The sequence below is a fragment of the Mesorhizobium sp. AR10 genome (assembly GCF_024746795.1).
GTDB lineage: Bacteria > Pseudomonadota > Alphaproteobacteria > Rhizobiales > Rhizobiaceae > Mesorhizobium.
The window spans coordinates 1,540,376-1,567,033 of record NZ_CP080524.1 but is presented as its reverse complement, the minus strand read 5'-3'; the positions used below and the strand labels follow the sequence as shown (position 1 = coordinate 1,567,033).

Annotated in this window: 21 protein-coding genes and 1 riboswitch; of the genes, 9 read left to right on the top strand and 12 right to left on the bottom strand. The window is 63.9% G+C overall.

The features are described 5' to 3' along the window. Positions 1-20: 20 nt before the first annotated feature. Positions 21-1,265, bottom strand: a complete 1,245-nt coding sequence (locus tag LHFGNBLO_RS11080; RefSeq protein ID WP_258606792.1) for an FAD-dependent monooxygenase — start codon at positions 1,263-1,265, stop codon at positions 21-23. A gap of 81 nt (positions 1,266-1,346) precedes the next feature. Between LHFGNBLO_RS11080 and LHFGNBLO_RS11075 the strand changes: the two genes are divergently transcribed. The 5 genes from LHFGNBLO_RS11075 to LHFGNBLO_RS11055 all read left to right on the top strand — a co-directional run bounded on the left by LHFGNBLO_RS11075 (position 1,347) and on the right by LHFGNBLO_RS11055 (position 7,998). Continuing rightward, on the top strand, positions 1,347-1,925 hold the full coding sequence (locus tag LHFGNBLO_RS11075) for a TetR family transcriptional regulator (RefSeq protein WP_258606790.1): 579 nt from the start codon (positions 1,347-1,349) through the stop codon (positions 1,923-1,925). Between the two features lie 684 nt (positions 1,926-2,609). Further along, positions 2,610-6,047, top strand: coding sequence for a helicase-related protein (locus tag LHFGNBLO_RS11070; protein WP_258606788.1), 3,438 nt, complete (start codon positions 2,610-2,612; stop codon positions 6,045-6,047). A gap of 15 nt (positions 6,048-6,062) precedes the next feature. Continuing rightward, positions 6,063-6,461 (top strand): RNA-binding S4 domain-containing protein, encoded by a 399-nt coding sequence (locus LHFGNBLO_RS11065; RefSeq protein ID WP_258606786.1) that lies wholly within the window; start codon positions 6,063-6,065, stop codon positions 6,459-6,461. Positions 6,462-6,707: 246 nt separating this feature from the next. Then, on the top strand, positions 6,708-7,046 hold the full coding sequence (gene fdxA / locus LHFGNBLO_RS11060; RefSeq protein ID WP_258606784.1) for a ferredoxin FdxA: 339 nt from the start codon (positions 6,708-6,710) through the stop codon (positions 7,044-7,046). 370 nt (positions 7,047-7,416) lie between these two features. Continuing rightward, positions 7,417-7,998 (top strand): CarD family transcriptional regulator, encoded by a 582-nt coding sequence (locus LHFGNBLO_RS11055; RefSeq protein WP_258606782.1) that lies wholly within the window; start codon positions 7,417-7,419, stop codon positions 7,996-7,998. Between the two features lie 69 nt (positions 7,999-8,067). Here LHFGNBLO_RS11055 and LHFGNBLO_RS11050 read toward each other — a convergent pair whose 3' ends face one another. The 3 genes from LHFGNBLO_RS11050 to LHFGNBLO_RS11040 all read right to left on the bottom strand — a co-directional run bounded on the left by LHFGNBLO_RS11050 (position 8,068) and on the right by LHFGNBLO_RS11040 (position 10,446). Next, positions 8,068-8,829 (bottom strand): amino acid ABC transporter ATP-binding protein, encoded by a 762-nt coding sequence (locus LHFGNBLO_RS11050; protein WP_258606780.1) that lies wholly within the window; start codon positions 8,827-8,829, stop codon positions 8,068-8,070. Next, on the bottom strand, positions 8,826-9,506 hold the full coding sequence (locus LHFGNBLO_RS11045; protein ID WP_258606778.1) for an amino acid ABC transporter permease: 681 nt from the start codon (positions 9,504-9,506) through the stop codon (positions 8,826-8,828). The genes LHFGNBLO_RS11050 and LHFGNBLO_RS11045 overlap by 4 nt, the downstream gene beginning before the upstream one ends. 166 nt (positions 9,507-9,672) lie before the next feature. Then, positions 9,673-10,446 carry an amino acid ABC transporter substrate-binding protein gene (locus tag LHFGNBLO_RS11040; RefSeq protein WP_258606768.1) on the bottom strand — a complete coding sequence of 258 codons (774 nt, stop codon included), beginning with the start codon at positions 10,444-10,446 and terminating at the stop codon, positions 9,673-9,675. Positions 10,447-10,786: 340 nt separating this feature from the next. Between LHFGNBLO_RS11040 and LHFGNBLO_RS11035 the strand changes: the two genes are divergently transcribed. Then, complete coding sequence (locus tag LHFGNBLO_RS11035) at positions 10,787-11,644, top strand: RNA polymerase factor sigma-32 (RefSeq protein WP_258606766.1); 858 nt, start codon at positions 10,787-10,789, stop codon at positions 11,642-11,644. 32 nt (positions 11,645-11,676) lie between these two features. On the opposite strand, the gene LHFGNBLO_RS11030 is transcribed toward LHFGNBLO_RS11035, so the two are convergent. The 4 genes from LHFGNBLO_RS11030 to thiB form a co-directional block, all read right to left on the bottom strand. Beyond that, the gene (locus LHFGNBLO_RS11030) at positions 11,677-13,083 is read right to left on the bottom strand and encodes a M48 family metalloprotease (RefSeq protein WP_258609681.1); all 1,407 of its coding nucleotides are present in this window, start codon (positions 13,081-13,083) and stop codon (positions 11,677-11,679) included. Positions 13,084-13,426: 343 nt separating this feature from the next. After that, complete coding sequence (thiQ, locus tag LHFGNBLO_RS11025) at positions 13,427-14,206, bottom strand: thiamine ABC transporter ATP-binding protein (RefSeq protein WP_258606764.1); 780 nt, start codon at positions 14,204-14,206, stop codon at positions 13,427-13,429. Further along, the gene (gene thiP, locus LHFGNBLO_RS11020) at positions 14,203-15,816 is read right to left on the bottom strand and encodes a thiamine/thiamine pyrophosphate ABC transporter permease (protein ID WP_258606762.1); all 1,614 of its coding nucleotides are present in this window, start codon (positions 15,814-15,816) and stop codon (positions 14,203-14,205) included. Before thiP ends, thiQ begins: the two co-directional genes overlap by 4 nt. An 8-nt stretch (positions 15,817-15,824) precedes the next feature. Further along, the gene (thiB, locus tag LHFGNBLO_RS11015; RefSeq protein ID WP_258606760.1) at positions 15,825-16,823 is read right to left on the bottom strand and encodes a thiamine ABC transporter substrate binding subunit; all 999 of its coding nucleotides are present in this window, start codon (positions 16,821-16,823) and stop codon (positions 15,825-15,827) included. A 43-nt stretch (positions 16,824-16,866) separates the two neighbouring features. Next, a riboswitch (TPP riboswitch) is annotated at positions 16,867-16,981 on the bottom strand. A gap of 102 nt (positions 16,982-17,083) precedes the next feature. Here thiB and LHFGNBLO_RS11010 point away from each other — a divergent pair. Together LHFGNBLO_RS11010 and LHFGNBLO_RS11005 are read left to right on the top strand one after the other, a co-directional pair. After that, positions 17,084-17,728: a thiamine diphosphokinase gene (locus LHFGNBLO_RS11010; protein WP_258606752.1), complete on the top strand. Its 645-nt coding sequence runs from the start codon at positions 17,084-17,086 to the stop codon at positions 17,726-17,728. A gap of 1 nt (position 17,729) precedes the next feature. Next, positions 17,730-19,550 carry an ABC-F family ATP-binding cassette domain-containing protein gene (locus tag LHFGNBLO_RS11005; protein WP_258606744.1) on the top strand — a complete coding sequence of 607 codons (1,821 nt, stop codon included), beginning with the start codon at positions 17,730-17,732 and terminating at the stop codon, positions 19,548-19,550. Between the two features lie 27 nt (positions 19,551-19,577). Here LHFGNBLO_RS11005 and LHFGNBLO_RS11000 read toward each other — a convergent pair whose 3' ends face one another. The 3 genes from LHFGNBLO_RS11000 to LHFGNBLO_RS10990 all read right to left on the bottom strand — a co-directional run bounded on the left by LHFGNBLO_RS11000 (position 19,578) and on the right by LHFGNBLO_RS10990 (position 23,678). After that, a complete protein-coding gene (locus LHFGNBLO_RS11000; RefSeq protein WP_258606743.1) occupies positions 19,578-20,516 on the bottom strand; it encodes a homocysteine S-methyltransferase family protein in 939 nt (312 codons plus the stop codon). A gap of 154 nt (positions 20,517-20,670) precedes the next feature. Then, positions 20,671-22,305, bottom strand: coding sequence for a hypothetical protein (locus LHFGNBLO_RS10995; protein WP_258606733.1), 1,635 nt, complete (start codon positions 22,303-22,305; stop codon positions 20,671-20,673). 74 nt (positions 22,306-22,379) lie between these two features. Next, complete coding sequence (locus LHFGNBLO_RS10990; RefSeq protein WP_258606731.1) at positions 22,380-23,678, bottom strand: adenylosuccinate synthase; 1,299 nt, start codon at positions 23,676-23,678, stop codon at positions 22,380-22,382. 216 nt (positions 23,679-23,894) lie between these two features. On the opposite strand from LHFGNBLO_RS10990, the gene LHFGNBLO_RS10985 reads away from it, so the two are divergent. Further along, on the top strand, positions 23,895-24,854 hold the full coding sequence (locus LHFGNBLO_RS10985; RefSeq protein WP_258606729.1) for a DMT family transporter: 960 nt from the start codon (positions 23,895-23,897) through the stop codon (positions 24,852-24,854). 44 nt (positions 24,855-24,898) lie between these two features. Here the strand turns inward: LHFGNBLO_RS10985 and serA are convergent, their stop codons facing one another. Then, positions 24,899-26,497, bottom strand: a complete 1,599-nt coding sequence (serA, locus tag LHFGNBLO_RS10980) for a phosphoglycerate dehydrogenase (protein ID WP_258606727.1) — start codon at positions 26,495-26,497, stop codon at positions 24,899-24,901. Between the last annotated feature and the right edge of the window lie 161 nt (positions 26,498-26,658).

Here is a 26,658-nt window from a genome sequence, read left to right as displayed (position 1 = left end):
GAGCCTGACAATCTCGGCTGTCAGGCGGCAAGCTTCAGCCTTGGTTTGGCTGCAGGCACGGCGATTGGATCCGGCTGGCGCGAAGGTGCCGGCAGCCGGGCAAGGGGTGCGCGGCTGAGGCCTGACAATTTCAAGGCAATGCGACGCTTCAGGAATGGATTGAGGTTCAGCACCGACAGCACCAGATTGCGCACGAACCGCTTCACCGGATTGCGGGCAAGCGCCATGCCGGTCATCGTGCCCGCCAGTTCGAGTACCTCCTGGGCCGCCGGGCGTCGCAGCGTTTCGTAGAGGTCGAGCTCCGCTTCCGGGCGCACGCCGTTCACCACGTCGCCAAGCAACTGGCCAAGCACGACCGCGTCGATGATGCCGGTGTTCATGCCCTGCCCGCCGGCCGGGCTGTGCACATGCGCGGCATCACCCATAAGGAACAACCGGTCCTTGCGGTACGACCGGACCAGGCGGTGATGCACGCGAAAACGCGAGCTCCACGTCAGGTCGAGCACCCGGGTTCTTTCTTTGGTCGGTCGGCGGCTGTCGAGCAGCGCCTGGATGTCGGCGATCTCGGGCTTTTCCGGTGCGTCATCCATTGTTGCGACGACGCGGTACGTTCCGTCCGGAAGCGGCGCCACCACCACCAGCCCGGCTGGCGCAAAGAACAGCGACACTTCGGTCGGCCCAACCGGCCAGTCGAGACGAACATCGGCGAGTACGAACGAAGCGTCATAGGCCGCGCCGTCGAACTCGATGCCGGTCGACTTGCGCACCAGGCTGTGCATGCCGTCGCCACCAACGACGTAGCGTGCCGATATGAGTTTCTCGCGGCCGTTCTCGACCACCGTGACGCGCGCGCCGTCAGCGTCCTGGACAACCGCCTTGGCCTCGACCTCGCGGTGAATGACGCCGCCCAGGGCGGTGATCCGTTCGGCGAACACTTGCTCGGTCAGGTTCTGCGGCAGCATCAACAGATAGGGATGTCTTGACGGAAGCTTGCCGAAATCGAGCTTGAGGAGCGCCCGGTTGCGGTCGCGGATGACGAAATTTTCCAGCCTCAGGGCAAGTTCGCTCAGTCGCTGCGTGACGCCGAACGGCTCCAGCGACTCCAGCGTCTGCGCGTGAATGACGCCGGCGCGTGAGGTCTGAAGGCCTTGCGCCAGCCTGTCGATCAGAACGTGATCGACGCCGGCCTGGTGCAGCACGATGGACAGCGCCATGCCGGTCGGACCGGCGCCAATGATCAGGACTTCCGTTGAATCGGGCAGCATTTCTCTCTCCATTTATCAACACATGTTGACTTTCTAATCGACGCCATTGCATTTGTCAACAGTCGTTGGCATATGAATTCCATGATTGAGAATCAGCCGAAGAAAATCAGCAAGTCGGACCGCACGCGGGCCCATATCCTCGAGGCTGCGCGGCGGCTGTTCGCCGAGCACGGCTATGACGGTGCCTCCATCCGCGACGTCGCGGCGCAGGCCTCGATCGATCCGGCCATGGTGATCCGCTATTTCCGCAGCAAGGACGAGCTGTTCGCCAGGGCGGCGGTCGTCGACCTGCAATTGCCGGCACTTCAGGTGATCGACCGAACCGCCATCGGCGAAACACTGATCAGGCGTTTTCTCGAAATCTGGGAAGGTCCGGCCAGCGGTCCCGGCATGGCAATTCTGCTACGTTCGGCGACGTCGAACGAATTTGCCGCCGAAAAATTGCGCGAGGTGTTTGCCAACCAGGTGAGGCCAGTGCTTGCGGCGGTCAGCAACCCAGCGGACGCGGGTCGACGGGCCGGGCTCATTTCGAGCCAACTGCTGGGTTTGGCCCTGTGCCGATACTTGCTGCGGCTTCCGCCCGTGGTCGCCCTGGCCCACGACGAAATCATCCTGAACGTCGGCCCCACCTTGCAGCGCTATGCCATGGGAGACTGTTGAACCAGCCGTCCAGCATTGTTGGCCGGTCGTCGTGCAGCGACTGCGCCGAACGATGGACGCAGCGCCGATTTGTGCCGAAGCGAGACGCAGACGTTAACGCCGCTGCGCAGCCTGTGTGAAACCTGTTCCCAAGCCTGTGGATTCTCGGTGGAAAACCTGTTCACAACACAACATATTGGGGTGAACAAACCGGGAAAATTCGGCCAACGCCGATTCGTCGCCGTTTCGTTCCGCCTTTGACCGGAACGTTAACGGCGAAAGCCAAAAACGTCCGTCAAACGGTTAAGCTCGCGTTAGGAAAGATCAACAATTTCATAATCTTGCACCAGGCTCACCGGCTCGCCGCAATCCTTCTCCGGCAAAGGTTAACAGCGACGCTCGCCCTGCATGAATCGGGCCAGTTTCGACGATTCAGCATGTGGTGAGACTCACCTGTCAAAAATCCACATATAGCCGTGAACAAAACCTGAATCTGATCGAGTCAGTGATTCGTAGCCGATTCGTTCCAGACTCGTTCCAACTGTTAATTCGGGATGGATTGGGGGATCGGCCGGGAACTGCCAACCGGCTGATGGAACATTCCGCTTTCGCTTCGCGCGCGAAATCCCTATGTGTCGGCTGTCATACGCGCCATTCGAGGCGCGCTCCCGACAATGCGAGGCAGAAAGCCTTATTTCCAGGTCGATGAACATCCAACAGAAACACACTGAGCCGCTGATCCTGTCGGGCCGCGATGTGACCGCCGTTCTCGGTCCGACCAACACGGGAAAAACCCATCTCGCCATCGAACGCATGGTGGCGCATGAAACCGGCATCATCGGCCTGCCGTTGCGGCTGCTTGCCCGCGAGGTCTACGCACGCGTCTGCGAGAAGGTCGGCGCCCACAAGGTGGCACTCATCACCGGCGAGGAAAAGATCCAGCCGGCCGGCGCTCGCTATTCGGTCTGCACGGTGGAAGCCATGCCGCGCGAAACCGACGCCGCCTTCGTCGCCATCGACGAGGTGCAACTCGCCGGCGATCTCGAGCGCGGCCACATCTTCACCGATCGCATCCTGCATCTGCGCGGTCGCCAGGAAACGCTGCTGCTCGGTGCGGCCACCATGCACGGCATTCTCCAGCGCCTGCTGAAGGGCGTGTCGGTGGTGACGCGGCCGCGGCTGTCGCACCTCGCCTATGCCGGTTCGAAGAAGTTGACCCGCCTGCCCAGGCGCACGGCGATCGTCGCCTTTTCGGCCGACGAGGTCTATGCCATCGCCGAACTGATCCGCCGCCAGCAGGGCGGCGCTGCCGTCGTGCTCGGCGCGCTCAGCCCGCGTACCCGCAATGCACAGGTGGCGCTGTTCCAGTCAGGCGATGTCGACTACCTGATCGCCACCGATGCCATCGGCATGGGCCTCAACCTCGATCTCGATCACGTTGCCTTCGCCCAGAACCGCAAATTCGACGGCTACCAGTATCGCAACCTGACAGCGGCAGAGCTCGGCCAGATCGCCGGCCGCGCCGGCCGGCACTTGCGTGACGGCACCTTCGGCGTCACCGGCCAGGTCGATCCGCTGGACGATGAACTGGTCAAGCGGATCGAAGGGCACGAGTTCGATCCGGTGAAGGTGCTGCAGTGGCGCACCGCCCATTTCGACTTTGCCAACCTCGACGCGCTGAAGCGCTCGATCGAGACCAATGCGCCGGTCGAAGGCCTGACCCGGGCGCTGCCTGCGGTCGACGCTCAGGCCCTCGAATACCTGTCCCGCGACGAAGACATCCGGGCGCTGGCCACCGACGCCAAGCGCGTCGCGCTGTTGTGGGAAGCCTGCGCCCTGCCCGACTACCGGAAGATCGCGCCGGCCCAGCATGCCGACCTGATCGCCTCGATCTACATGGACCTCGCCAGGCATGGCCATGTCGACGAGAACTACATGGCCGAGCAGGTGCGCCGCGCCGACACCACCGAGGGCGACATCGACACGCTGTCGCACCGGATTGCCGAGATCCGCACCTGGACATTCGTGTCGAACCGGCCTGGCTGGCTGGCCGATCAGGCACACTGGCAGGAAAAGACGCGCGAAATCGAAGACAGATTGTCGGATGCGCTGCATGAGCGGTTGACGAAACGCTTCGTAGACCGCAGGACTTCCGTCCTCATGCGGCGCCTTAGAGAAAATACCATGCCTGAAGCCGAAATCAGCCCAACCGGAACCGTCCTCGTCGAAGGCCACCATGTCGGCGAGTTGCAAGGGTTCCGCTTCACCGCCGACCAGAGCGCCGGCGGCGAGGATGCCAAAGCAGTGCGCACAGCCGCGCAAAAGGCGCTTGCAGCCGAGTTCGAGGCGCGGGCCGAGCGCTTCGGCGCCTCGGCCAATGGCGACATTGCGCTGGGCTCGGACGGGACGCTGCGCTGGATCGGTGCGCCGATCGGCACGCTGGTTTCGGGCGACGAGGCCTTGAAGCCACGCCTGGTGCTGTTGGCCGACGAGCAACTCACCGGTCCCGCCCGCGACAAGGTCGCGGCGCGCGCCGAGCGTTTCGTCAATTTCCAGATCGAATCCCTGCTCAAGCCGCTGGTCGATCTCAAGAACGCCGATCAGATCACCGGTATCGGCCGCGGCATCGCCTTCCAGCTCGTCGAGCATTTCGGCCTCATCAACCGCCGCGATATCGCCGAGGAGATGAAGTCGCTCGACCAGGAAGGCCGCGCCGCCTTGCGCCGGCTCGGCGTGCGCTTCGGCGCCTACCATGTTTTCGTGCCGGCGCTGATCAAGCCCGCACCGGCCGGACTGGTGACGTTGCTGTGGGCACTGAAGAACGACGGCAAGGACAAGCCAGGGTTCGGCGATGTCGTCCACGCGCTGGCCTCCGGACGCACCTCGGTGGTCATCGATCCGGCTTTCGACAAGACCTTCTACAAGCTCGCCGGCTACCGCAATCTCGGCCGGCGCGCCGTGCGCATCGACATACTGGAGCGGCTGGCCGACCTGATCCGTCCCGCGACCAACTGGAAGCCGGGTCTCGGCCAGCGCCCCGACGGCGCCTATGACGGTCAGGCCTTCATGGTGACACCGCCGATGATGTCGATCCTCGGCGCCACCGCCGACGACATGGAAGAGATCCTCAAAGGCCTCGGCTACCGCGCCGAGCCGAAGCCGGCGGCGGAAGTCAAGGCGCGGCTCGAAGCGCAGGACAATGCGGCGCGTGAGGCGGCGGCGGCGAAGCTGGCGGCGGAAGAGGCTGCGCGAGCCGAGCAGGCCAGGGCGGCGGAAGCCGCGACTGCGCAAGCAACTGTCGAGGCGCCGGCCGAGGGTTCGGAGTCGGATGCGGCTGCCGTCGCAGAGGCTCCAGCCGAAATTGCTGTTGAACCCGACGCGGCAGCGGAGCCTGTCTCGGACGCTCAGCCGGAGACTTCAGCTGAGGTCACGGAAGACGCGCTGCCAGCAGCCGAAGCCGCAGCTGAAACGCCAGCGGAACCCGCAGCCGAACCAGACGTGGAACCCGAAACTGCCGAGGTTGAGGCCGCACCAGCAGAACCGGAGGCGGAAGCCGAAGCTGTCGAAGTTGAAACCGCATCGGCAGAACCGGTCGCCGAGACTTCACCGGCAAGCGAAGACACAACGGCCGAGCCAGCCGTGGTGGCGGAAGCCACCAGCGAAGCTGCGCCAGAGGCTGAAGAACCAAAACCCATCCTGTTGTGGCGGCAGGGTCGCTTCGACCAGCGTCCACGCAATCGTCAGCATGACAACCGTAGAGACAATCGCCCGCGCAATGGCCAGGCCGCGCGGAGCGATGCGCCGGCAGACGCCGCTGGCGGACAACCGGCAGGCACGCCGGGCGACCGGCCAGCCCATCAAGGTCGACGCGATCAGCGCGACGGCGCCGGCAAGCCGCGCTTCGACCGCAGCAAGTTCAAACCCAAGCCGCAGGGCGAGGGCGGCGAGCGCCGCGATGGCAAGCCGCAAGGCGAGCGTCCCGATCGTCGCGAAAACCGGCCCGAGTGGAAGGGCGGCAGGCCGGAAGGCAAAGGCGGCGCGCCCGCCTTTCAGCCGAAGCCGCGTGAGGAGCGCCCGGTGCGCTTCGACCCTGACTCACCCTTCGCCAAGCTCGCCGCATTGCGCGACCAGCTGAAGAAGTAGGCTCGGCTTACTCCGATGGTTGCCCCAACAGCCGCGAGAGACCGTCAACGCATCGACAAGTGGCTGTTCTTTTCACGCGCGGTGAAATCGCGTTCGCTGGCGGCGAAACTGGTGGTCGCCGGGCGCGTCCGCATCAATCGCGACAAAGCAGCGCAGGCCTCCGATATGGTCAAGCCTGGCGACGTTCTGACGATCACGTTGGAGCGGCGCATCTTCGTCTGGAAGGTGCTCGGCACGGGTGTGCGGCGTGGCCCTGCCGAGGAGGCGCGCCTGCTTTATGAGGACATGTCGCCGCCGCCGGTGCCGAAGAGCAAGGCCGTTCCGGATGCGATGCCCGCACTGCGCGACACCGGCAGCGGCCGCCCTACCAAGAAGGAACGCCGGCAGACCGACAGGCTGATCGGCGAGGACTAATGCATGTCTCCCAGAAGTGCGCAGCGGATTTGGGACAACGACATGCATGGAACAAGGATCTAAAGCGCGGATCTCTTCAAACGCGACATGCTTTGGAGAGGCGACCGGGCATCATCACGCCGGGCATCTGGAATTCCACTCCGGAAACACCGATATCAGTCGGAATGGCTGCCCTTGCCAGCGGCGGGCAAAGGCGTTACCTCACCAAAAAAGCCCAACAAAACTGGGGCATTCCGGAGCCGACCGATGACCTATGTCGTGACCGACAATTGCATAAAATGCAAATATATGGACTGCATCGAGGTCTGTCCGGTCGACTGCTTCTATGAAGGCGAGAACATGCTCGTCATTCATCCCGACGAGTGCATCGATTGCGGCGTCTGCGAACCGGAATGCCCAGCCGATGCGATCAAGCCCGACACCGAGCCGGGTCTTGAAAAGTGGCTGCAGGTCAACACCGAATACGCCGAGAAATGGCCCAACATCACCGCCAAGAAGGAGCCACCGGCCGACGCCAAATCGTTCGACGGCGAGGCCGGCAAGTTCGAGAAGTATTTCTCTGCCGAGCCCGGCGAAGGCGACTGACGACAGGGCCGGTCCGGCCGGCGTAACGTTGCGTAACAGGCGCGACACATTAACCGCCTTGACAGGCGGCGACGGCGCATGGCCTTCGCGTATGCAGCAAAACCTTGATTCTTCCGACTTTTTGTGCTACATCAGCTCAACATGCCGGTGACACAACGTCGATTTATGGCGCAAACGCCCCAAATCACTGAAAGGTGAATTTCTCAATCCGGACCAGAGCAATCTGGGGCAGGCGGTCGCAGTCTATGCGTTTGCCGGTCCCGGCTTTTCCGGTGAGTTCATCCGTTGTGCGGCTAACGATCGGTTCCCCCCGATCGAGCGAGTTCGGGCCGGCAGGACGCCGGCACCACAACAAGGAGTTCAGGGCGTAATGGCAACGATCACCCCGCAGAAGAAGTCCGCCGCGGCGCGTCATGGTTTCAAGACCGGCGAGTACATCGTCTATCCCGCGCACGGCGTCGGCCAGATCGTCTCGATCGACGAGCAGGAAGTTGCGGGCCACAAGCTGGAACTGTTCGTCATCGACTTCCAGAAGGACAAGATGCGCCTGAAGGTACCGGTCGCCAAGGCGACTTCCATCGGCATGCGCAAGCTGTCGGAAGAGGATTATGTCGAGCGCGCGCTGAAGGTCGTTCAGGGCCGCGCCCGCGTCAAGCGCACCATGTGGTCGCGCCGCGCCCAGGAGTATGATGCCAAGATCAACTCCGGCGACCTGATCTCGATCTCGGAAGTGGTGCGCGACCTCTACCGCGCCGACAACCAGCCGGAGCAGTCCTATTCCGAGCGTCAGCTCTACGAGGCGGCACTCGACCGCATGGCCCGCGAGATCGCGGCCGTCAACCGCATGTCGGAAACCGAAGCCGTGCGCCTCATCGAGGTGAACCTCAACAAGGGTCCGAAGCGCGGCGCCAAGGCCGACAATGAGGAATCCGAGCAGGAAGAAGCTGCCTGATCGTTTTCACCCGCGAATTCACGAAAAACCCGGCCTCGCGCCGGGTTTTTTGTTGGATTGCGCCAATCCTCAGGATGTCTCGCCTGCTTCCTGCTTCAGCGTCGCAATGAACCGCCTGGTGCGCTGATGTTCCGGATTGCTGAACAGCACCGCTGCCGGGCCTTTCTCGACGACAACGCCGGCGTCGAGAAACACCACTTCCTGCGCGATCTTGGAGGCGAGCCGCAGATCATGCGTCGCCATCACCATGGTCGTGCCCTCACTGGCAAGCTGGCCGAGCACGTCGACCACCTCCTGCGCCAGTTCCGGATCGAGCGCCGAGGTCGGTTCGTCGCACAAAAGCACTTTCGGTGACGGTGCCAGCGCCCGGGCAATCGCCACGCGCTGCTGTTGGCCGCCCGACAGGGTCGCCGGCCAGGCGTCGGCCTTGTGCGCCATGCCGACCTTTTCTAGCAGTGCGAGCGCCCGCTCGCGTGCCTTCTCTGTCGGCCATTTCAACACCGTGACCAGCCCTTCCATGACGTTCTCGATCGCCGTGCGATGCGGGAACAGCTGGAAATTCTGGAACACCATGCCGGTCTGCAGCCGCAGGCGCTGGATATCCCTGCTGGAGACCTTGGCGCCGGGACGGAATTCCAGCGTCTCGTCGCCGATGCGCACCGTGCCGGAGGTCGGGATCTCGAGCAGGTTGATGCAGCGCAGAAGCGTGCTCTTCCCCCCACCCGAAGGACCGACAAGGGCGGTGACGCTGCCTTCCTCGATGGTGACGGTCACCCCCTTCAGCACAAGGTTGTCGCCAAAGCGCTTTTCGATGCTGGTGAGGCCGATCATGAGCGCGCCTCCAGGAAGCCGCCATAGCGGTTGAGCCGCGTTTCCAGCCGGGTCTGCAGCGCCGACAGCACCGAGCTCAGGGCCAGATAGAGCGCCGCCGCCTCGACATAGAGGATCAGCGGCTCATAGGTGGTGGCGACGATGCGCTGTGCCGCCTGGAACATTTCCGGCACGGTGATGGCGGCGGCCAGCGACGTATCCTTGACCAGCGAGATGAAGGTGTTGGACAGCGGCGGCACCGCGACGCGCCCTGCCTGTGGGAGAATCGTGCGCCGCATCGCTTGGCTCCAGGTCATGCCGATCGAATAGGCCGCCTCCCACTGCCCCTTCGGCACCGAGCCGATGACGGCGCGGATGATTTCCGACGTATAGGCGCCGATGTTCAGCGTGAAACCGATCAGCGCTGCCGAAAAGGCGTCGAGCAGAATGCCGACCGAGGGCAGGCCGTAGAAGATCAGGAAGAGCTGCACCAGAAGCGGCGTGCCGCGGAAGATCCAGACATAGAAGCGGACCACGGCGACCAATGGCTTCGGGCCGAACAGCCGGATGAGCGCAGCACCCAGCCCAACGAACAGGCCGAGCGCAAACGACAGCAGCGTCAGCGGCACGGTGAAGATCAACGCCGCCCACAGCAGCGAGGGCAACGAGTCCAGCATCAATTGCAGCCAGTGGGGCACGAAAGGCATCTCCCTGCAGAATGGCCGGCCAAACCTGTCCGGGGCAGTATCCAAGCGCGACTACGCGGTCGTCATATCATTGCGAAAAGACGGCGGGTCGTCAGAGACGGCTCGCCGCGATGTAGGCCGTGCGGACCGGCGCCGGCCCCGCGCGATGAACGTGCGTTTACTTCGAAACGTCCTGGCCGAAATAGGTGTCGGCGATCTTCTGATAGCTGCCGTCGGCCTTGATGTCGGCCAACGCCTTGTTGATGGCGGCGACCAGTTCCGGATCGCCCTTGCGCACGATGACGCCTGAATAGTCGGCGTTTTCTTCCTGCGCGGCGATCTTCACATTGGCGTCGGGCTTGTGCTTCTTGAAGTCGAGGAAGGACAGGCTGTCGTTGATGGTGGCGTCGGCGCGGCCGGTCAGCAGCAGCTGGATCGACTGGTCGAAGCCGTCGGTGCCGACCAGTTCGGCGCCGTTGGTCTCGGCGAGCTTGCCGAAATTCGAGGTCAGCGACTGCGCCGCCTTCTTGCCCTTGAGGTCGGCGAAACCCTTGATGTCGGTGTTGTCGCCACGCACGATCAGCACCGCCTTGGAAGCGATATAGGGATCGGAGAAATCATACTTGGCCTTGCGCTCCTCGGTGATGCCGACCTCATTGATGACGGCATCATAGCGGTTGGCGTCGAGACCGGCGATCAGCCCATCCCATTTCCCTTCGAGAAACTCGGCCTTGACGCCAAGCTTCTTGGCGATCGCCTCGGCGATCTCGACGTCGAAGCCGACCAGCGCCCCGGAGGCATCATGATAGGTGAACGGCGCGTAGGTGCCTTCGGTGCCGACCTTGATGATTCCGGCCTGCTTGATCTGGTCGAGATTGGCGCCGGCATGGCCTGATGTAACGGCCAGAACCTGCAGCGTTCCGGCGATGATGAGTGAGCTGAGCCATTTCATTTTTGTGTGATCCCGTGCTTGGCCGGTGTCCGGCGCATTGTGAGAGCCGGAACCTGACAGATGCAGGCAGGCAAAATAAGGAACCAGATTTCAAAAATACGGCGCTTCTGAAATCCGATTCTCAAAACCACGTCAGCTGGCGCCATTCGGCCTCGTTTCGCGCGTTGCAACCTTCTTTCGGACAGCACAACCCACGCGACACAGGCGGCGGAACCATTCCCCGGCATGGCACGTTCTTGGCTGTTGTAGGGCGTGGTGTCACCATTTCAACCACCCGACGCCAAACCAGGGATCGCGGTCGCCAAGCCGTCCGCAATGCCCGTAACAGGGAGCGCGGCGCATGATGGAAGACACGGCAGGACGGATCATGGTCCGCACGGCAATGAAAGCTCCCTATCTCGAGCGCGACGAGGAGCACCTGCTGGCACTGCGCTGGAAGGAAGACCAGGACCAGCATGCGCTGCACCAGATCACCGTCGCGCACATGCGGCTGGTCATCTCCATGGCTTCGAAATTCCGTCACTACGGCCTGCCTTTGGGCGACCTGATCCAGGAAGGCCATGTCGGCCTGCTGGAGGCGGCGGCACGCTTCGAGCCGGAGCGCGAGGTGCGATTCTCGACCTATGCGACCTGGTGGATCCGCGCCTCGATGCAGGACTACATCCTGCGCAACTGGTCGATCGTGCGCGGTGGCACCAGTTCGGCGCAAAAGGCGCTGTTCTTCAACCTGCGGCGCCTGCGCGCCCGGCTGGCGCAAGGCGCCGAGCCGATCTCTAGCGCCACACTCTACCGCGAGGTGTCAGTGGCACTGGGCGTTTCCGAGGCCGATGTGGCAATGATGGATTCGCGCCTTTCGGCACCCGACAGTTCGCTCAATGCACCACTCACCGACGACGCCGGCACGACCGAGCGAATGGATTTCCTGGTTTCCGACGATCCCTTGCCCGACGAGATCGCCGGCGACACGATCGATGTCGAGCGCCGCTTGCTCTGGCTGAAGGCGGCGTTGCGCGCGCTCAATGCGCGCGAACTCAGGATCATCGAGGAACGCCGGCTGAGCGACGAGGGCGCGACACTGGAGTCGCTTGGCGAGACGCTAGGCATCTCCAAGGAACGTGTCCGCCAGATCGAGGCACGCGCCATGGAAAAACTCAAAGTAGCGCTGGTGGAGCAGAACCCGGAGTTCATGGCCGCCTGATTGCGGTGGCCTGAATTTACGGCGAAGCGGCTCTATTTGTCGGTGACGATCTTGACCTTGTCGCCGGCCGAAACGGCGGCACCCGGCGACATCGCATTGAGCACCCGGAACAGGTCGAGCTTGCGATCGACGCCGACCATCTGTGCCGAGAGCGAGCCCATGGTCTGCCCAGGCTGCACCGTGACGACGCGGATATGCAGCGGCTTCAGCGCCGCCTTCTCCGCCGCGCTCAGGATGCGGAAGGAGCCGCTGACCGAGCGCGCCACCGATTCCAGCGAGGTGCTGGCCGAAGGTGCAGCGGTGAGCAGCCGGTAGACCTGGCCGCCGGCGCGGATCACCGCGATGTCGAACTGCCAACCTTCGGCGCCGGCATGTGCGATCGCCGCCTCATTGCCGTTGATCGTCTCCTGACGCACGCTGCTGTCTTCGAGACCTGCCACCCAGCCACTGCGGATATAGTCGGTCAGCGAACGGCCCCTGTCGATCGAGACGCCGTCGAAGCGGATCGCTATGTCGCCCGGCCCGGTGGCCGTTACCGCCGCGGCCGAATTGTCGATGATGAAGCCGTCTGGCACCGAGAACGAGACGCCGAGACCTGGATGCATGAAGGTTTCGCCGCGCACATAGCCTTCCTCCGGCGTGTCGCCGTAGAGCAGGCCGTCTATGCCGGCAAGGAAGGAATCGCGGTCACGCGTACCGACGCCGGGCGCGCCGAACTGGCGGGCATGGCGCTGCGCCAGATCGATGCGCTGCGGCGTGTTGGGATGCGTCGCCAGGAAGTCGAGGCTGGCATCGGTGGCGCCACTGATCGAGCGGAAATCGGTATAGGCCGACATCGACTGCAGGAAGCGGCCGGCGGCATAGGGATCGTAGCCCGCCTCACCCACTGACTTGATGCCGATGGCGTCGGCCTCCAGCTCCTGGTTGCGCGAGAACTGGGCGAGCCTGAGCTTGCCGCGGATCAGCGCCGCCTTGGCGGTCGGGCTGTCGCCAAGCACGTCGGAGACGACCTTGGTCGCCAACCCTTCCTCGGCCTCCAACTGCTGCCGCTGCAGGCCGTGGTTCGCGGTGACGTGGCCCATCTCATGCGCGATGACGGCGGCGAGCTCGGCCGAATCATTGGCCAGCGCCAGCAGACCACGGGTGACGTAGAGATAGCCGCCTGGCAGTGCAAAAGCGTTGACGTTGGGCGAATTGAGGATGGTGATGCGATAGGTCTGGGTCGGATTGGCCGACACCACGGTCAGGCTGCCGACCACCTTGGCGACCATGCGCTCGAGCTTGGGGTCGGAATATTCGCCACCATAGGTCGCGAGGATGCGCGGGTGCTGCGCCTTCGCCAGCTCGGCAAGTTTGCTGTTGGCGGCCACATTGTCGACGGTGATCGGCTTGTCGGAAGGCTGGAAGCCGGATTCCTGCACGTCCGGAGGCGTGAACATCTGGCAGCTTGCCAGCGCCACGGCCAAGCCAGCCAACGCGAGAAAGCGCGCCAGCGGGTTCCATCGTATTCTGTCTGTGCCGGTCGGCAGAACAGCTTCCCTTCGGGTCACGGCGCATGATCGATCCCGAACCGAAGGTCCGCGCCCGCAAAAATCGCAATCGATTTTCGCTGGGGATCATGCACAAAATCAAAAACCTACAGCGTCCTGGCGTGCCCGAATGGACACGACGCTGTAGGGGCAAATCACGGCCTGTGCCGGACCAGTACTGGGCGGACCTAGCCACACTACTCTGACCATGGCAAGCAAGCGCAACACCACCTGAAGCCGGTTTGGCCGTAAATTATGTCCGCTTCCGGGCAACATCTCGTGATCCGCCCGAACCTGTGCCGATATAGCGCCGAAAGGCATCAGGGCCAGCCCCGGCGAAGAAATCGGCCGCCTCACCTGTCGCGGCAACCGTGCCATTGTCCAGAAATACCATGTTCTGACCGATGCGGCGCGCATCTTCCGGCTGATGGGTTACGAACAGCACCGTCATCTGCCGTTCGGCATGGACGCCGGCGACAAGGTCGAGCATGTCGTCGCGGAGCGCCGGCCCGAGCGAGGCGAAAGGCTCGTCCAGCAACAGCACCGGCCGGTCGCGCACCAGCACGCGAGCGAGTGCTACACGCTGCCGCTCGCCGCCCGACAGTTCGCGCGGCAGACGTCTTTCCTTGCCGGCAAGGCCGACCCGCTTCAGCGCCTCGGCTATTGCGGCGTGATCGGCCTCGGTCAGCCGCAGCGAAGGCGAGCGGCCGAGCCCGACATTCCGTTCCACCGAAAGATGGGCAAAAAGATTGTTCTCCTGGAATACCATCGACACCGGCCGTGCCGAAGGCGGCGCGGCGCTGACATCGACACCGCCGGTCAGCACGCGGCCCGATTGTGGCGTCTCGAAGCCGGCCACCAGATTGAGCAGCGTCGATTTTCCCGAACCGCTCGGCCCCATGATGGCGGTGATCTTCGACACGGCGAACTCGACATCGAAGACAAACGCCGCTTCGCCATAGCTGAACGAGACCTTGTCCAGCCGCACCGTCGCGCCTTTTTCGGCCCCGGCGTCCTTGTTGGCGGTCGTCATGATTTCTCTCCCCGTCCCAGCCAGTCCGCGGCCAGTACCAGCGCGAGACAAACCAGGCCGAGCAGCAGCGCCAGACCGGCTGCGTCGACAGTGCGGTAACTGCCCATGCGTGAGAGCAGCAGATAGGGCAGCGTCTGCACGGAATCGCTGCCGAACAGCGCAATGACGCCGAGATCGCCGAGCGACAGCGCCATGGCGAAGGCAAAGCCGGTGGCGAGTGGCCGCCGCAGCGACGGCCAGTCGACCAGCCTGAGCCGGCTCCAGCCGGAGATGCCGAGTTGCGCGCAAAGCCGTTCGTGGCGTTCGCTCGCCGCATCATAAGCCGGGCGGACGGCGCGAATGGCGAAAGGCATCGCCATCACCGCATTGACGGTGACGACCATTACCGGGGCGATGGCGAAAACGTCGCTGACCGTGCGCAACAGCAAAAACCAGCCGGCGCCGATGACGATGGGCGGCACGACGAGGACGAAGCCGGCGCCAGTATCGGTGGAATGTTCGAGCAGCGTGCTCGACCCACGGCGGCTCAACGCCAGCGCCCGCCGCGCCATGATGAGCGACAGCGACAGCGCCACCGAAAGCAGCGCCGACAGGAAGGCAAGCACGGCGCTGGTCAGCGTCGCCTGCCGCACCGCGCTCTCGCCGGCGAGGCGACCGAGATCGGCGCCAAGGCCTGACGTCACCGTGGCCACCATCGGCCCGGCGACGAACAGCAGTGCGAGGACGATCAAGGTGGCATTCAGCGCCGTCTCGGCTGCGCCGGCTGAAAGATACCGGCGCGATGCAACCGGCAGGTTGGCGTCACCGACGGTATTGGCGCCAAGCCGCATCAAGGCCAGCACCACGGCGAAGGTCAGCGCGATCTGCAGCAGCGTCAATGTCACCGCCCGCGCCGGGTCGAAATCGAAACGCAGCGCCTGGTAGATGGCAACCTCCAGTGTCGTCGCGGCCGGCCCGCCGCCCAGCGTCAGCACGATGGTGAAGGAGGTGATGCAGAGCATGAAGACAAGCCCGGCGATGCCCGGCAAGGCTGCGCGCAGCGTCGGCCATTCGATCAGCCGAAAGGCCGGCCTGGCCCCCATGCCAAGCTGGCTCGCCAGCCGCCACTGATCGGTCGGCACGGTCCCCAGCGCCTCAAGGAACAGCCGCGTTGCCAGTGGCAGATTGAAGAAGACATGCGCGACCAGGATGCCGGACAGGCCATAGATGCCTGGCCAGCTCTGGCCGCCTAGTGCGCCGAACATACCCGCGAAATAGCCGGCACGGCCGTAGAGCGCCAGAATGCCGAGTGCTGCGACGATGGCCGGCAAAGCCAGCGGTACGGCGAACAGCTGCAGGATAAAGCCCCGGCCGAAGAAGCGCGGATGCCGCGACAGGGCGCGCGCGACGAACAGCGCCGGGACGACCGAGAACAGCGTCGACAGCAAAGCTTGCCATAGCGTGAAGCGGGCAATGCGGAAGAGATAGGGATCGAAGGCCGACACAGCACCAGACAGGTCGCGCGTGCCTTCGAGGATGAGACCGGCGAACGCCCCGCCGATCAGCAGCGCGATTGCCGCAAGCGCGATGATGCCGGCGGTGACGCGGGGATCGGTCGAACGCGTCGGCATCCCCGCTCCTACTCGCTCATCACCGCCAGCCATTCGTCGACCCAGGCCTTGCGGTTGGTGGCGACCTCCTCAGGGCTGAACAGCAAGGTCTTGGTCGGCCTGACCAGTTTGTCGAAGGCCGGGTTGAGCGGCTTGTCGGTTTTCCCGGCCGGGAACATCCAGTTGGTCTCCGGAATGACATTCTGGAACCTCGGCCCGGTCATGAAGGCCAGGAACTTTTCCGCCAGCGGGTTCTTGGCGCCCGTGCTGGTGATGCCGGCAACCTCGATCTGCAGGTATTCGCCTTCCTCGAAGGACGCCGCCTGGTAGCGCTCGGTGTTCTCGGCAATCATGTGGTAGGCCGGCGACGTCGTGTAGGACAGCACCATGGGTGCCTCGCCTTTGGTGAACAGCCCATAGGCCTCGCTCCAGCCCGGCGTCACGGTCAGCACTTTTGCCCTCAACTTGGCCCAGGCTTCCGGCGCCTTGTCGCCATAGACCGACTTCACCCACAAAAGCAGGCCGAGGCCCGGCGTCGAGGTGCGCGGATCCTGGATGACGATCTTCTCGTCAGCATTGCCCTCGACCAATTCCTTGAGGCTCTTCGGCGGCGTCTTCAGCTTTTCGGTGTCGTAGACGACGGCGAAATAGCCATAGTCGAACGGCACGAAAATATCGTCGCTCCAACCGCCGGGCACGTTGACATCAGACACGGTGCCATGCGGCGAAAACAGGCCGGTGGCCCTGGCTTCGGCGGTGAGATTGGTGTCGAGGCCAAGCACGATGTCGGCCTTGGTCGCGGCTCCCTCCAGCTTGACGCGGTTGAGCAGCGCCACGCCGTCGGCGACCGAGACGAAGTCGAGCGTGCAGCCGCATTCGGCCTCGAACGCCTTCTTGACCTGTGGGCCAGGACCCCACTCGGCGGTGAAGCTCTCATAGGTGTAGACGGTGAGTTTTTCCTGGGCGGATGCCGGCCCGGACGTGGCGAGGACTACTGCTGAGATAAGGGAGTAAAAAAGCGTGCGCATCGGCGCCTCCTTCGTTCGCATTGAAAGGAATTGAGGCGTCGGGCTGTCCGAAACGTCTAATCCCTCCGCCGGTACAAACCGGATCAGGTTCAGCGGGTTGGCAGATTTGCCTCTCAGCCGGTCCGCGAAGATTGCGTCCGGCACCCCGTTAGAGCATTTCGACACATAGGCCCGGCCGATGTGTCGTGCAAGCGGAAGTTTGCCGGGTGCTGAAAGCGCAGCTTCCGTTTCGCAGGCAGGGCTGGTAAGGGCCACGAGATATGAGCACATTCACCATCCTGCTTGGCGGCGATCTCATCCGCACGCCGCTGCTCGATCGTCAGGTCGAGGGCACACGCATCGTTGCTGCCGACGCCGGCATCGGCCATGCGCGGATGCTGGGCGTGATGCCGGAACTCTGGGTCGGCGATTTCGATTCCGTGCCGGCGGACCTGCCGGCCGATCTGGCCGCTGTGCCGCGTCACGTGTTTCCGCCGGAAAAAGACCAGACCGACGGCGAATTGGCCATCGCCGCCGCACTCGAGCGCGGCGCGACCAGCCTGGTGCTTGCCGGCGCCTTCGGCGGCAAGCGCGCCGACCATGCCTTCCTGCATCTGGCGCTCAGCGTTCGACTGGCGGAAAGCGGCACGAAAGTGCTGTTGACCAGCGGCGCGCAGGAAGGCATCCCCTTGCTGCCCGGAAAGGCCGGTTTCTCCTATGCCGACGGCACGCTGTTTTCGATCCTCGGCTTCTCCGATCTTTCCGGCCTGACCGTTTCTGGCGCCAAATGGCCGCTGACCCATGTCGAGGTCGCGTTCGGTTCGTCGCTGACCATTTCCAACGAGGTCAAGGGCCGGCTCGAAATTGCGCTCGGCCACGGCCGCGCCCTGCTGCTCGCCCATCCTTTTCCGCTACCTGAAAGCTGACATGGCGCCGCCACTTCTCAATCTTGACGGGATAAAACTGACCTTCGGCGGCACCCCACTGCTCGACGGCGCTGCCTTGACCGCTTCGGCAGGCGACAAGATCGCCTTGGTCGGCCGCAACGGCTCGGGCAAGTCGACGCTGCTGAAGATCGCCGCCGGGTTGATCGAGCCGCAGGACGGCGAGCTGTTCCGCCAGCCTTCGGCGACCGTGCGCTACCTGCCGCAAGTGCCCGACATGGACGATTTCACCAGCGTCCGCGCCTATATCGAGGCCGGGCTCGGACCCGCCGACGATCCCTACCGCGCCACCTATCTGATGGAGCACCTCGGCCTGTCCGGCGAGGAACGGCCGAACGATCTCTCCGGCGGCGAGGCTCGGCGCGCCGCCCTTGCCCGCGTCATGGCTCCGGAGCCCGATATCCTTCTCCTCGATGAGCCGACCAACCATCTCGATCTGTCGGTGATCGAATGGCTGGAAGAGGAGCTTGCCCGCACCTCTTCGGCGCTGGTCGTCATCTCGCACGACCGCCGTTTCCTCGAGCGTGTGTCGCGCGCCACCATCTGGCTCGACCGCGGCCAGACCCGCAGACTGGACAAGGGTTTTGCTCATTTCGAGGAATGGCGCGACACGGTGCTGGAGGAAGAAGAGCGCGAGCAGCACAAGCTCGGCCGCCAGATCGTGCGCGAGGAGCACTGGCTGCGCTATGGCGTGACGGCGAGGCGCAAGCGCAATATGCGCCGGCTCGGCGAACTACAGACCATGCGCCAGCGTTTTCGTGGCCATCGCGGCGCCGAAGGTGCTGCAACCATGGTGGCCAGCGACGCCGCCGAATCCGGCAAGCTGGTGATCGAGGCCAGGAACATCGAGAAGAGCTTTGGCGACCTCACCGTGGTCAGGGCATTCTCGACCCGCATCCAGCGCGGCGACCGCGTCGGCCTGGTCGGGCCGAACGGCGCCGGCAAGACGACGCTGTTGAAGATGCTGACCGGCGAGATGAAGCCGGACGTCGGTTCGGTGCGGCTCGGCACCAATCTGGAGATCGCCACGCTCGACCAGAAGCGCGAAGCCGTCGACCCGCAGGAGACGCTGGCGCAGTATCTCACCGACGGGCGCGGCGAGAACCTCGTCATCAATGGCGAGCAGCGCCACGTCGTCTCCTACATGAAGGATTTCCTGTTCAAGCCGGAACAGGCGCGCACGCCGGTGCGCGAGCTTTCGGGCGGCGAGCGGGCCCGCCTGCTGCTGGCCCGCGTGCTGGCACGGCCGGCAAATCTGCTGGTGCTCGATGAGCCGACCAATGATCTCGACATGGAGACGCTTGAACTGCTGCAGGAACTGGTCGCCGGTTTCGCCGGCACCGCTATTCTGGTCAGCCATGACCGCGATTTCCTCGACCGCACCGTCACCAGCCTGATCGCGCCGGACGGCGATGGCCGCTGGATCGAATATGCCGGTGGTTATTCCGACATGCTGGCACAGCGCGGCGGCACCAGGCTCGACGACCGCAAGGCGCGGGCGAAGGCCGAGACCGGCGAAACGGTGGCACCAAGCAAGATCGAAACGGCTGCGCCGAAGGGCCCGGCGAAAAAGCTGTCGTTCAAGCAGAAATTTGCATTGGAATCGCTGCCGAAGAAGATCGAAGCGGTGACCGCTTCGATCTCGCGATTGGAGAACAACATCGCCGACCCCGCCTACTACGAGCGCGATCCCGCCTCGTTCCAGAAGACCATCGCCGCGCTCGACAAGGAGCGCGCCACTCTGGCCACCCTCGAAGAGGAATGGCTGGAACTGGAGATGCTGCGCGAGGAGATGGAAGGGTAAGTTCTAACTTCTCTGAATAGCCACCTGTCACAGGCAGGCATCGCAGATCGCGGCAATGTGCCTTGCATCCGTACCGCAGCAGCCGCCGAGCACGCCGATGTGGCCGAAACGGTCGCGCATCGCGCGATAGCGCCGGCCGAGGTCGACCGGATCGCCCGGATCGAGCTCGGTCGCCGCGTCAAGCTCGGCATGGCTCTTGGCGGACGCGTTGGCGCGCACGCCGCGAATGCGGCCCACCCAGCCTCCGCCGCTGGCAAGGACGGCGTCGAAATGGCTGGGATGCGCGCAGTTGATCATGAAATAGGCCGGTGCGCCGTCGGTTTCGTCGTCAACGGTTTCGATGGCATCTTTCAGGCTCTCGCCGGAAGGCAGGAGTCCATTCGTCTCGACGGTGAAGGAAATCACCGACTGAAGGCCCGATGCCATGGCGGCGCAGGCTATCCCGGCCGCCTCGTGCGAATAGGTCATGGTGATAGCGCTGACCATATCGGCGCCGGCATCGCGGAACGCCTTGATCTGGTTGATGTGGTAGTTTTCAGCTTCGGCCGTCGTCATGATCGCATCGACCCGGTAGCCATCCCCGCGCGGCCCGACCACCCCATCCACAAGGACGACCATCCCGCGCGCCGCGTAGGGCGCACCGAGCGCCCGTGCCCACGAGACAGCGTGCCGGTTTGCGGCCGACAGCGCCTTATCCGAGTAGCCGAGCTTCCCGCCCCAGTCGGGATTGGCGCGCCATGTCGGCGTGTCAAGCACGAAGCCGACGCCGCGCTGTTCGGCGATATCCAGGTACTGGCGAAAATAGCGGCCGAGCCTCTCTTTGCCTTCCTCCGTTGCAAGCAGGGGAAAAGCGGCAAAGAACGGCAGATCGAGCCCATCAAGGAAAACAAGCGACGTTTCGAGGCCGCCATCCGTCAGGAGAACGGTTTCGCCCAGCTCACGAAGATTGATCGTCGCACTGGTCATCGCCGTGCCCGATTTCGACCGGCCGTTTCCGCGAGTATAGCACCTGACGGCAATTTCGCCCATGTCGCCCAGCAGGCTGCGCGAACGCCGCGATCAGCACTCGACATGCTGTTCCAGGCTTCTGAGCTGTCGGGACCTTCGGGCCGAGCCTGCCTCAGCCCGCCGTCTTCGCCTGCCAGGCTTTCAGCGCCTCGTCGAACACCTTCTCGCCGGGAATGCCTTTTTCCATGGTCAGCAACGCCCGCCGTCCCGTCTTGTAGACGACCGGCACGTCGATCCAATCCTGCCCCCTGAGCAGGGTCAGATTGGCGTCTTCATCCGCCTTGGTGTCGTTGAGCGCGACCAGAAAAAAGCCATCGGCGATCTTGGCCGGAATGCCGATCAGCGGGCTGCCGGCATCCTGTTCCGAGCTCTTCATGGCGACGCGCAGGATGTTGTCGACACCGCCGCCGTCGAAGCCCTCGGGCGTCAGGAAGATCATCTCGATGATATGGCTGGCCGGCAAGGTCTGGTCGGTGTTGCGGCGGATGGTCATGCGCAACTGGATGTCCTTGCCGGGAATGGTCGCTTCGGCGCGGATCGCCGGCTCCGGCGGTAGATCGCCGCCAGGCGATTCCTGCACCAGCGACCAGACGATACTGCCGGGTTCGGCCGAGCCTTGAGCGGTACTGGTGCGCTCTTCGTAGAAGATCGCCTTCTGGCCGACCGGCAGCGTCGTTTCGGCAGGTGCTGCCGTTGGCGCGGCCGGTGCAGCGCCAGCGGCCGGCGCTGCAGCGTCGGCCGGCGCAGCCGGTGCGGCGCCCTCGGCAGGTGGCGTTGCAGGTGCGGCACCCGGTGTGGCGGGCGCAGCCGTGTCAGCGGGCGGCGTTACAGGCGCGGTGCCCGGTACAGCAGTCGTGGCCGCAGCATCCCCGGCAGGCGCAGCCGGCGTGGCTGGCGCAGGAGCGGCCGGCGGCGGCGTGGTCAGCGCGGCGACGGATTCGCCCTCGCCAATACCGCTTTGCCCGGCCGCGGGACCGGGATCGACCTCGCCACCCTCAGGCGTCAGGCGCTGGGTGAATTTCGTTCCCTCGGCGGTGACTGCCGCGGCCGGTGCCGCGGCATCGGCCGCCGGTTTGGCCGGGGCCGGTTTCACCAATGGTTCGGTGGTGGCGACTTTGTCTCCGCCGAGACCGAACATCGCACTGAACGCATCCTTGTTCAGCCAGATGCCGTAGCCGCCGCCGGCAACCACCAGCAACGCCCCAACGGCGGCAATCAGCCCGCCATAGCTGCGTTTGCGCTCGGCCGGGCGCAGGCGCTGGAAAGTATCGGCACCCGGATCGCCGTCATTGGCAAAGACATCGCCCTTGTCGTTCCGCGCTGCGTCGAAGTCCGGAAGACGGTTGTCGGCAGGGTCGAAAGGCGACGGCGCTTGCGACGCTTTTTGCCAGTTCGGTTCGGCCTTGGCAGCAGGAGCCGGCTGCAATGCCGGCTCGGTTTTCACCGGCGGCTTGGTGTGGCTGGACTGGTTCTTGTTGCGGTCAATTGAGGAGAAGATGTGTTCCAGTTCCGCAAGCGGATCGGATGCCGGCACGCTTTTGGCGTAGTCCCGCTCAACGCTTAAGATGGCGTCTTCCAGCGCGCGCTTCTGGCGGTCGGCGACCGATGGCGGCGGCGGCGGCGTGATGGCAGCGAGCTTGCCCGCGATCGTCGAGCGGGCCTTGTCATAGACTCTGGCGCGCACCTCAGGCGTCGTTTCGCCGAGACCGTCGATCGTCTTTTTCAGAACAGCGACAAAATCTGCCATGCTTCAGTTGACCTGCATTTTGTTTCTGGGCCGGCCCCCGCAAATCAGCCGTGGTGCCCGGAAAGGCTGAGAAACTAGTCTTGAAACGGATCGGTCACAAGTATCGTGTCGTCCCGTTCCGGGCTCGTGGACAGGAGCGCGACCGGCGCGCCGATCAGCTCCTCAATGTAACGGACATATTTGACGGCCTGGGCCGGCAGATCGTTCCAGCTTCTGGCGCCGGCGGTGGTGCCTTTCCACCCCTCCAGCGTCTCGTAGACCGGCTCGACCCGTGCCTGCGCACCCTGGCTGGCCGGCAGATAATCGATCGCTTCGCCGTCGAGGCGGTAGCCGGTGCAGACCCTGATCTCGTCGAGGCCATCGAGCACGTCGAGCTTGGTCAGCGCGATGCCGTTGATGCCGTTTACGGCGACGGCCTGGCGCACCAGCACCGCATCGAACCAGCCGCAGCGCCGCTTTCTGCCGGTGACGGTGCCGAATTCGTGGCCGCGCGTGCCGAGGAACTCGCCGACCTCGTTGTCCTGCTCGGTCGGGAACGGACCTTCGCCGACGCGCGTCGTATAGGCCTTGGTGATGCCGAGCACATAGCTGATGGCACCAGGGCCGACACCGGAACCGGGCGCCGCCTGACCGGCGACGGTGTTGGACGAGGTGACGAACGGATAGGTGCCGTGGTCGATGTCGAGCAACGTGCCTTGCGCACCCTCGAACAGGATGCGCTCACCGGCGCGGCGCTTGTCGTCAAGGATTTTCCAGACGCGGTCCATATAGGGCAGAATCTCATCGGCGACCGAGGTCAGCTCATGCATGATCGTCGCATGTGCCACCTCCGCATGACCAAGCCCGCGACGCAGCGCATTGTGGTGCGTCAGCAGCCTGTCAACCTTCAAGGGCAGCGTTTCCAAATCCGCCAAATCCATCACCCTGACCGCGCGCCGGCCCACCTTGTCTTCATAGGCGGGGCCGATGCCGCGACGGGTCGTGCCAATCTTCGTCCCGGAATTGGAGGCGGCGTCCTCGCGGAATCCATCCAGCTCCCGGTGCAGCGACAGGATAAGCGCGGTGTTTTCGGCTATTTTCAGGCGCTCTGGTGTCACCTCGACGCCTTGCGCCTTCAGTTTCGCCACCTCCGCGACGAAGGCGTGCGGATCGAAGACGACGCCATTGCCGATGATCGACAGCTTGCCTTGCCGCACCACACCGGACGGCAGCAGCGACAATTTGTAGACCTTGCCATCGACGACCAGCGTATGGCCGGCATTGTGGCCGCCCTGGAAGCGCACGACGACGTCGGCGCGTTCCGACAGCCAGTCGACGATCTTGCCCTTGCCCTCGTCGCCCCATTGCGAGCCGACGACCACCACATTGGCCATATTTCTATTCCCTTGAACGCCGCCGTGGCGGCTTGAAGACGGTTCGAAACGACAGGCCTCTATAACGTCAAGACCCGGCGAGTGCGACCATTCTTTGCCGCCGAAAACGCCTTGAGGCACAACAATTTTCAGCTTTGACATCATTTACTTGGCCGAGCCGCCGCAATAGGCCGGCAATGAACCACGACGCAATCTCTGCCCGGTCGGAATTTCGCCATGCATCGAAGCGCTTACATATTCCTGCTGGTGACCACCTTGCTGTGGGGCGGCAACTCGGTCGCCGGCAAGCTGGCGGTCGATCACATTTCGCCGATGACGCTGGTCTTCCTGCGCTGGGTTCTGGCGGTTTTGATCATGCTGCCGATCGGCTGGCGAACGCTGCGCGAAGACTGGCCGGTGGTGCGCCGGCACTGGATGCTGCTTGGCGGGCTCGGCGCCTGCGGCTTCACCGTCTTCAACGTGATCTTCTACGTGGCGCTCAACTACACCACCGCCATCAACGTCTCGATCGAGCAGGCGGCGATACCAATCGTCATCATCGTCGCCAATTTCGTGCTGTTTCGCCTGCGTGTGAACCGGGTGCAGATCGTCGGTGTCGTACTGACGATCGTCGGCGTCGTCCTCACCGCCAGCCATGGCGATCTGCGCCAGCTTCTGAAGCTGGATCTCAACTTCGGCGATGCCATCATGCTGGTGGCGGTGCTTTGTTATAGCTTCTATTCGGTGGGGTTGCGGCTGAAGCCGGCCATCCGCTGGCAGAGCCTGATGCTGACGCTGTCGATTGCGGCACTCGTCACATCGGTACCCTTTTTCCTCTGGGAAATGGCCGCAGGCAAGGTCACCCTTCCCGACGGACGCGGCTGGGCGGTCGCGATCTATACCGCCGTCGGCGTCTCGATCGTCTCGCAAATCTTCTATATCAGAGGCAACGAGCTGATAGGCGCCAACCGGGCTGGCCTGTTCATCAATCTTGTGCCGATCTTCGGCACGCTGCTGTCGGTGGTGCTCGTCGGTGAGAAGTTCCAGCTCTATCAGGCACTGGCGCTCGTGCTGGTGCTGGGCGGGATCGGGCTGGCCGAATACAGCGGGCGCAAGGCGGCGAGGCCGTCAAACAGCGGGAACATAAGCCCCGAAAAACAGAAAGGCGCGGACCAGGCCGCGCCATTCAATCCTTAGGTCCCGCGTTAGCGAAAGGTGGGGTCGGTTTTTGTAGGCCTGGCTCAGATCCCGCCGACGTCGAACTGCAGCCTCTTGGCCGAATCGATCGACTTGTGCGCCCGCACCTGTTCCAGCACCTTTTCCGGGAACGGCGCATCGAGATAGAGCAGCGCGATCGCGTCGCCGCCAGGCCGGTTGCGGCCGAGTTGGAAGTTGGCGATGTTGACGCCGTTCTCGCCGCAGACCGTGCCGAGCAGGCCGATGATGCCCGGCGCGTCGGCATTGGTCGTGTAGAGCATATGCTGGCCGACCTCGGCGTCGAGATTGATGCCCTTGATCTGGATGAAACGCGGCTTGCCATCGGAGAAGCATGTGCCTGCGATCGAGCGGGTCTTGTGCTCGGTCTTGACCGTCAGCTTGATGTAACCGTCGAACACACCCGACTTGTCGCGCTTGACCTCGGCGACGATGATGCCGCGCTCCTTCACCATGATCGGCGCCGATACCATGTTGACGTCGGAGACCTGCGGCCGGATCAGCCCGGCGAGGGTGGCGCTGATCAGCGCGCGCGTGTTCATTGTCGCGGTCGAGCCGTCGAACAGGATCTCGACCTCCTTGATCGGGTCTTCGGTGACCTGGCCGACAAAGGCGCCGAGCACTTCGGCCAGCTTGACGAAAGGTTTTAGCCGCGGCGCTTCCTCGGCGGTGATCGACGGCATGTTGATTGCGTTGGAAACGGCGCCCTTGATCAGATAGTCGGCCATCTGCTCGGCGACCTGCAGCGCGACATTTTCTTGCGCCTCGGTGGTCGAAGCGCCGAGATGCGGTGTGGCGACGACGTTTTCCATGCCGAACAGTTCATTCTTGTCCGCCGGCTCGACTTCGAACACATCAATGCCGGCGCCTGCAACCTTGCCGCTCTTCAGCGCCGCGATCAGGTCGGCCTCGACGACCAGCCCGCCGCGCGCACAGTTGATGATGCGCACGCCGGTCTTCATCTTGGCGATTGCCGCGGCGTCGATGATGTTGCGCGTCTTGTCGGTCAGCGGCGTGTGCAGAGTGATGAAGTCGGCACGGGCGAACAGCTCGTCGAGTTCGACCTTGTCGACGCCGAGTTCCTCGGCGCGGCTGTCCGATAGGAACGGGTCGAAAGCGACAACATGCATCTTCAGCCCGACGCCGCGCGTGGCGACGATCGAGCCGATATTGCCGCAGCCGATGATGCCAAGCGTCTTGCCGGTGATCTCGATACCCATGAAGCGGTTCTTTTCCCACTTGCCGGCATGGGTCGAGGCATTGGCTTCTGGAATCTGGCGGGCCAGCGCGAAGATCATGGCCACCGCATGCTCGGCGGTGGTGATCGAATTGCCGAACGGCGTGTTCATGACGATGATACCCTTGCGGCTCGCCGCCGGGATATCGACATTGTCGACGCCGATGCCGGCGCGGCCGACGACCTTCAGATTGGTGGCGGCGTTGATCAGCTTTTCGGTGACCTTGGTCGCCGAGCGGATGGCGAGGCCGTCATACTGGCCGATGACTTCGAGCAGCTTCTCCTTGTCCTTGCCGAGATCGGGCAAATAGTCGACCTCGACGCCACGATCCTTGAATATCTGCACGGCGGTGGGGGAAAGCTTGTCTGAGACGAGAACGCGGGGCATTGGCGTGATCCTTTGCGATTAACGTCCCTCCCCCTTGAGGGAAGGTCGGCGCGAAGCGCCGGGGTGGGGTCGGTGCGGCCGGACACGGCCAATCTTCTTTCGGTGGGACTTTGAGCCAAGTGGAGAGGACCCCACCCGGCCCTTCGGGCCACCCTCCCCTC